4 protein-coding genes and 2 pseudogenes are annotated in these 6,131 nt (G+C 49.5%); 3 read left to right on the top strand and 3 right to left on the bottom strand.

Translation table 11 applies throughout. The features are described 5' to 3' along the window. A pseudogene (locus tag PJF56_RS21065) lies at positions 1–354 on the bottom strand (photosystem II D2 protein (photosystem q(a) protein)); the annotation flags it as partial. A gap of 461 nt (positions 355–815) precedes the next feature. Here PJF56_RS21065 and PJF56_RS21060 point away from each other — a divergent pair. Together PJF56_RS21060 and PJF56_RS21055 are read left to right on the top strand one after the other, a co-directional pair. Continuing rightward, positions 816–1,388 (top strand): photosystem I assembly protein Ycf4, encoded by a 573-nt coding sequence (locus PJF56_RS21060; RefSeq protein ID WP_283764686.1) that lies wholly within the window; start codon positions 816–818, stop codon positions 1,386–1,388. A 63-nt stretch (positions 1,389–1,451) separates the two neighbouring features. Further along, positions 1,452–2,183: a peptidylprolyl isomerase gene (locus tag PJF56_RS21055; protein WP_283764685.1), complete on the top strand. Its 732-nt coding sequence runs from the start codon at positions 1,452–1,454 to the stop codon at positions 2,181–2,183. 68 nt (positions 2,184–2,251) lie between these two features. Here the strand turns inward: PJF56_RS21055 and PJF56_RS21050 are convergent, their stop codons facing one another. Continuing rightward, a complete protein-coding gene (locus tag PJF56_RS21050; protein ID WP_283764684.1) occupies positions 2,252–3,313 on the bottom strand; it encodes a GDSL-type esterase/lipase family protein in 1,062 nt (353 codons plus the stop codon). A gap of 198 nt (positions 3,314–3,511) precedes the next feature. After that, positions 3,512–5,665, bottom strand: coding sequence for a polyribonucleotide nucleotidyltransferase (locus PJF56_RS21045; RefSeq protein WP_283764683.1), 2,154 nt, complete (start codon positions 5,663–5,665; stop codon positions 3,512–3,514). Between the two features lie 286 nt (positions 5,666–5,951). Here PJF56_RS21045 and PJF56_RS21040 point away from each other — a divergent pair. After that, positions 5,952–6,131 (top strand): annotated as a pseudogene (locus PJF56_RS21040) (hypothetical protein); the annotation flags it as partial.

Raw genomic sequence — 6,131 nt, 5'->3', positions numbered from 1 at the left:
TCCATGGAGAGCGACGAAGGGCCAAAGTCCACCGAGCTGACACCAGCGAGCGAAGTTTCCTTGGGCTTCTGGCCCCCAGAGGAAGAGCAGGGAGTGTCCCATGCTGTCTGCGGGAGAAGATACGGCTACGGTGAGGAAGTTAGCGCCTTCGAGGTAGGAAGAAGCCAGTCCGTGGGTGTACCAGGAGGTGACGAAGGTGGTTCCGGTGAGCCAACCGCCGATGGAGAGGTAGGCGCAGGGGAACAGGAGGAGTCCTGACCATCCGATGAAGACGAAGCGATCGCGCTTTAGCCAGTCGTCGAGGGCATCAAACCATCCTCTTTCACTGGGGGCGCGTCCGACTGCGATTGTCATTGAGCAAATCCTCTGACGTTACAAATTTAAATCAATTGCAGGGGATGAATTCCCAAAAGTTTCCTGAGCGGATATTCAAGGAATTAACAACTCGGTGGTAAAATCCTTGAGTGTCTTTTCCTATGAGGTTAAGACCTCTCCACTTTCAGGAACAGCCATTACTTTAATTAATTTGCCACTGGAGCTTCGGCTCAGGGGCAAATTAATCTTTCTTAACATACCACAAGAAAGCAGAAAAGGCATCCAACTCCTTAAGGAGATTGGATTTTCCGCATACTATCTATAATAAACAATCTGAGAATTTTTACAATATGTCACACATATTCTCAGATTGTCTGAGAACACAGAGGGGCTAGATGAGGTCAGCAGAGCGATCGCCTTCTAGCAACGGTGGGCAAAGATTAAGGTAGAATCAGAAAGCACTCTTAATTTGGTATAGCGATCCAACTCTACCCAGACCTATGACGGCACAAGGAACCTCCACACCAACGAACCAAAAAGTTTTACATCAATCCATTCTCGGTTCGCGCCGACTGAGTAATTATGCTTGGGCGACCATCATTTCGATTGGCGCAACGGGCTTTTTACTGGCAGGGATATCAAGCTACTCACAAGTCAACCTCATACCTTTTAGCAACCCCACGGATCTAGTGTTTGTGCCTCAAGGTTTGGTGATGGGCTTGTATGGTAGTGCCGGATTATTGCTGGCTCTGTATCTATGGCTGGTGATTCTCTGGGATGTGGGCGGCGGATACAACGAATTTAATGCCGAAACGGGTAAGGCTCAAATCTTTCGTTGGGGTTTTCCCGGCAAAAACCGCACAATTGACTTGACCTATCCCTTAGACGATATTCAAGCCGTGGGCGTAATTATCAAAGAAGGACTCAATCCTCAACGGAAAATTTATCTGCGCGTCAAAGGAAAAGGTAATATCCCCTTAACCCGTGTGGGACAACCCATAAGCCTTTCAGACCTAGAAAACCAAGCCGCCGAGTTAGCCCGATTTTTAGAAGTGCCTTTAGAAGGACTCTAAAAAACCCTGTCCGGTAGAATCAATGAGTAGCCTTGGTAACAGAAATTAAATCAATCCTATCCTATGCAACTTAGACCAAAATATTGGGTCATTTCACTGATGCTCTTGAGTGTATTGGCGATCGCCGGATGTAGTGGTGACCTCTCTGCTCCGGAATCCGATGGCTCCCCCACAGCTACAGACGTTACGGCTTCGCCAGTTGCCAGTGCCGATCCCGATCGCCCCTTTGACGGACTGCCTAGTTTAGAGGGTCAAGCAACGGTACAGATGACGGTTAATGGCTCCCCAATTACGATTAATGTGGATGGCACAAAAGCCCCGGTAACCGCAGGCAACTTTGTGGATTTAGTCGAACGCGGGTTTTATGATAACTTGACGTTTCATCGGGTGGTGCGGGAGCCTCAACCCTTTGTGGTTCAAGGGGGCGATCCTCTTGGCAATGGAACCGGTGGATTTATCGATCCGGCAACGGGAGAAGAACGACAAATTCCCCTGGAGATTACCCCAGAAGGTGAGAGTGAGCCGGTTTATAGCCGGACGTTGCCAGCGGCACAAATCAATAAGCCTCCGGAACTTCAGCATACCCGTGGCGCAGTGGCAATGGCGCGATCGCAATTTCCCGATTCTGCTTCCTCCCAGTTTTATTTCACCTTGGCCGATCTTTCCTTTCTCGATGGCAATTATGCCGTCTTTGGCTATGTCACCGAGGGGATGGAAGTCGTCGATACAATTCAACAGGGCGATCGCATTGACTCAGCGCGAGTCACTCAGGGTTTGGAGAACTTAAAACGGTAGGGAGAGGGAATAGGCAAAAGGCAAGAGGCAAAAGGCAAGAGGCAAAAGGCAAAAGCTTCCCCATCTCCCTATCCCCCCATCTCCCCATCTACATCAGTGGCATGATAGCTTCGATCTAAGCGCTGGGGATTTTCATAGTCTGTGAGGGCTTGTTGCCAAATGCTGTAACCTTGGCGACTCAGGTGAATGCCATCGGTGGTCAAGTGGCGATCGAGGTTTCCTTGGTTGTCGGTAAACAGGGGATAGAGATCGAGATAGGTGGCTCCTTGTTGATGGGCGATCGCCGCTAAATGCCCATTAAGATGACGAATGCGCTCATTAGGAATAGCAGCTAACCGGGTGGGTAACAAGGACTGGAGAACGATTTCTGAGTGGGGATGGTTTTGGCGCAAGGTTTGCACCAGGGTGCGCCAGTTTTGGATAATCACCTCATTGGTGACTCCCTGACGCAAATCATTAATTCCGGATAAGACAAAAATGCGATCGGGTTGGGTAGCATTGAAGAAATGCAACCGTTTAAGAATATGGCGAGTTGCTTCTCCGGAGACACTTTGATTGAGCCATAATTTGCCTGGGGGGAGTTGTTCATGGGGAAACCAGACGCTGAGGGAGTCTCCCACTAAGACATTGAGGCGATTTGTTCCTTGACCGGTGGCGATCGCCTTAGCCTCTAGCTCTAGCAACCATTGCCATTGTTGATGGGTGGGGTGTTCGGTGGCTTTTGCCCAGCGCTCGACAAAGCTATCCGCAGGCAGACGAGTATAAATTTGACCAGCTTTCAACGCCGCCAGTCGTTGTTGATAAAGTTGTATGCCCGATACCGGTCGCCAGGGAAGGGGCGTAGGGGCTTTCGGCGGTTGAGGAGGGAAGGAAGGGAAGTTTTCAAGTCGATCTAAATTTGACTTAGAAACTAAAGTTTCTACTGAACTAAACTGGGGTTGAAAGTCATCAACCTTGGGCAAATCGTCCAAAACTTCCTCAACGATTTGTGCCCAAGACTGCTCGGAGAATGCTTGGGGTACGGGAGGGTCTAACTCATCAATTTTGGGAACGGTGAGAAGTCCGTCGCCCAGATCGGCTACTGTCCCTTGGGCCAGTAGACTGAGGGCCAATAAACCATGGTGACTCATAGCAGCTAGATACGAACAACACTTTATCTCTTTCTTTGACAGCGTTGAGTATCCGAGTCAGGATAAGTTGCTTTTGATGTCGGCAAAGAGCCGAAACGTCTTCTCTACGGTTCCTCCCATACCCAATGAACAGTTGACTATCGAGGATTGACGAGCAAAAGTTGCGATACTCCTGCGGAGTCGCTGGGCGATCGAGTGCTAAAAGGATTTAACCTCTTTTCTCGCTTTTTCTGCTTCCTCTGGATGAATCCCCAAGCGGGTGAGATTGATGCGTCCTCGATTATCAATTTCGCGGACTTTAACAATCACTTCATCACCGACAGCTACCACATCTTCGACTTTACCCACTCGCCGATCTTCCAACTGGGAAATATGGATCATTCCTTCTTTACCGGGAAATAATTCCACGAATGCGCCAATGGGAATAATGCGAGTGACTTTACCCAGATAGACATCCCCTGCCGTGAGGGTTTTAGTCATGCTTTCAATCAGGTATTGGGCTTGTTGGGCTTTTTCGGCATCCAAGCTGTAGACCATGACCGTGCCGTTATCTTCGATATCGACTTTGGCTCCCGTTTGTTCGGTAATGCCTTTAATGGTTTTTCCTCCAGGGCCAATGACCAAACCAATTTTTTCTGGGTCAATTTTGAAACTAATTAACCGAGGGGCATAGGAGGATAAGCTTTCGCGGGGGGTGCTGAGGGTAGACAGCATTTTTTCGAGGATATGTAGCCGAGCAGGTTTGGCTTGTTTGATGGCATCGGCAATGATAGTTACGGGTAAGCCCGTAATTTTCATATCCAGTTGTAAGGCGGTAATCCCGGAGTCTGTACCGGCTACCTTAAAGTCCATATCACCAAGAAAGTCTTCGATGCCTTGAATATCGGTGAGGATACGAACTTCGTCTCCTTCTTTAATCAGACCCATAGCCGCACCGCTCACAGGTTTAGAGATGGGGACACCGGCATCCATGAGGCTCAGGGTGGAGCCACAAACCGATCCCATGGAGGTCGAGCCGTTGGAGGAAAGGACTTCGGAGACGACTCGGATCACGTAGGGGAAGTCTTCTTTTGGCGGTAATAGGGGCATGATGGCCCGTTCTGCTAGAGCGCCGTGGCCAATTTCCCGACGACCGGGCGATCGCATGGGTTTGGTTTCGCCAACGGAGTAGGGGGGGAAGTTGTAGTGATGGATATAGCGTTTTTGGGCATCGGGATGCAAGTCATCGAGTTCTTGGGCATCGCCGGAGGTTCCCAGGGTGACGATGGACATCACTTGGGTTAATCCTCGGTTAAAGAGGGCGCTACCGTGAACCCTAGGAGGCAAGAGACCAACCATGCAAGAGATGGGGCGAACTTCATCGAGTTTGCGTCCATCGACACGCACTCCCTCGTCCACAATTTGTTTACGCATCAGTTTCTTCGTCAAGCTTTTGAAGGTTTTACCGATCGCCTTCTCATTGGCTTCTGCGGCTTGACGAATGGGGTCTTCTTCTGGCAATTCGGCGATCGCCGAGGAGACTTCGGTTTCTTTAATTTCGTCCAGGAGTCGATCGCGACTGGGTTTATCCAGGTCGTATTGGGAGAGGACTCCTTTAATTTTCTCCGTGGTGCGATCGCTAATAAAATTGGTCAGGGTGGGGTCTTCTGCTGGCGGTTCTTCGGTGACTAATTCGATGCCCATATCCGCCATTAATTCCCGTTGGGCATTAATTAAGTCACCAACGGCTTCGTACCCAAAATCGATCGCTTCGATGATATCTTGCTCTGGCAGTTGATTCGCACCAGATTCGACCATAATCACGCCATCGGGTGAGCCAGCTACCACTAGATCCAGGTCACCATTTTCCACTTCTGTATAGGTGGGGTTAATCACAAAATCATCGCCCACTAAGCCTACCCGTACAGCAGCCATGGGCCCATTAAAGGGAATTTTCGCTAACATCACCGCTAGAGATGACCCCGTGACGGCTAAAATATCGGGGGGAACCCGGTCATCCATGGACAGGGTAGTGGCCACGACTTGAATATCATCCCGTAACCAGGAAGGAAACAGGGGACGCAGGGGGCGATCGATTAAGCGACTGGTTAAGATGGCTTTTTCGGAGGGTTTTCCTTCTCGACGCAAAAATCCACCCGGTACTCGTCCGGCGGCATAGAGTCGCTCTTCATAGTCCACCAATAGGGGAAGAAAATCGATTCCTTCCCGTGCTTCGGCACGAGTTGCCGTCACTAAAACTGCCGTATCTCCCGATTGGATCAGAACTGAACCACCAGCTTGAGGCGCAAGAATTCCCACTTTTAGCCGAATATCCCGTCCGTCAAAGGATATTGACTTATCTATCTCTACCATGCAATTCGTTACCTTTTATTGACACATCTTTCGTTTCTTCTCTGTGGCAATCCTAACATTGATGTTTACCCGATGGTGAGAGCGATCGGGTTTTTGGCTTTTTTCGCCGAGAATACAGGGAAGTGAATTGCTTATTATATCAAGGTTTAAGCGGGTTGGGAATGGATAAGGAGATCTTGGCTCCTATCTTGGTCTTGGGATGAGCAGGCGATCGCGAAGCGAAACGGAGTTTTATCGCCAACTGTCATAAAATAGAGTATTAATCCTACCCAAATGCTCTCTTGTAGTGACACGCCAACCTCACGATCAATTTGCCAAGCAATACCTCAAAGAACTGCTCGAACCCCTGGGAACGGTGGAAATTAGCCGAGAAATTCCAGGGGAAACCCTCTCTATCGATCTGATTTTCGAGCCATCCTCAGAACCCCCAACCCATCCATCTGCCTTGGGTTTACTCTCCCAATTG

Source organism: Roseofilum halophilum BLCC-M91, from assembly GCF_030068445.1.
GTDB classification, from domain to species: domain Bacteria; phylum Cyanobacteriota; class Cyanobacteriia; order Cyanobacteriales; family Desertifilaceae; genus Roseofilum; species Roseofilum halophilum.
The sequence above is the reverse complement of the archived record's forward strand: the minus strand, read 5'-3'. Positions and strand labels throughout refer to the sequence as shown.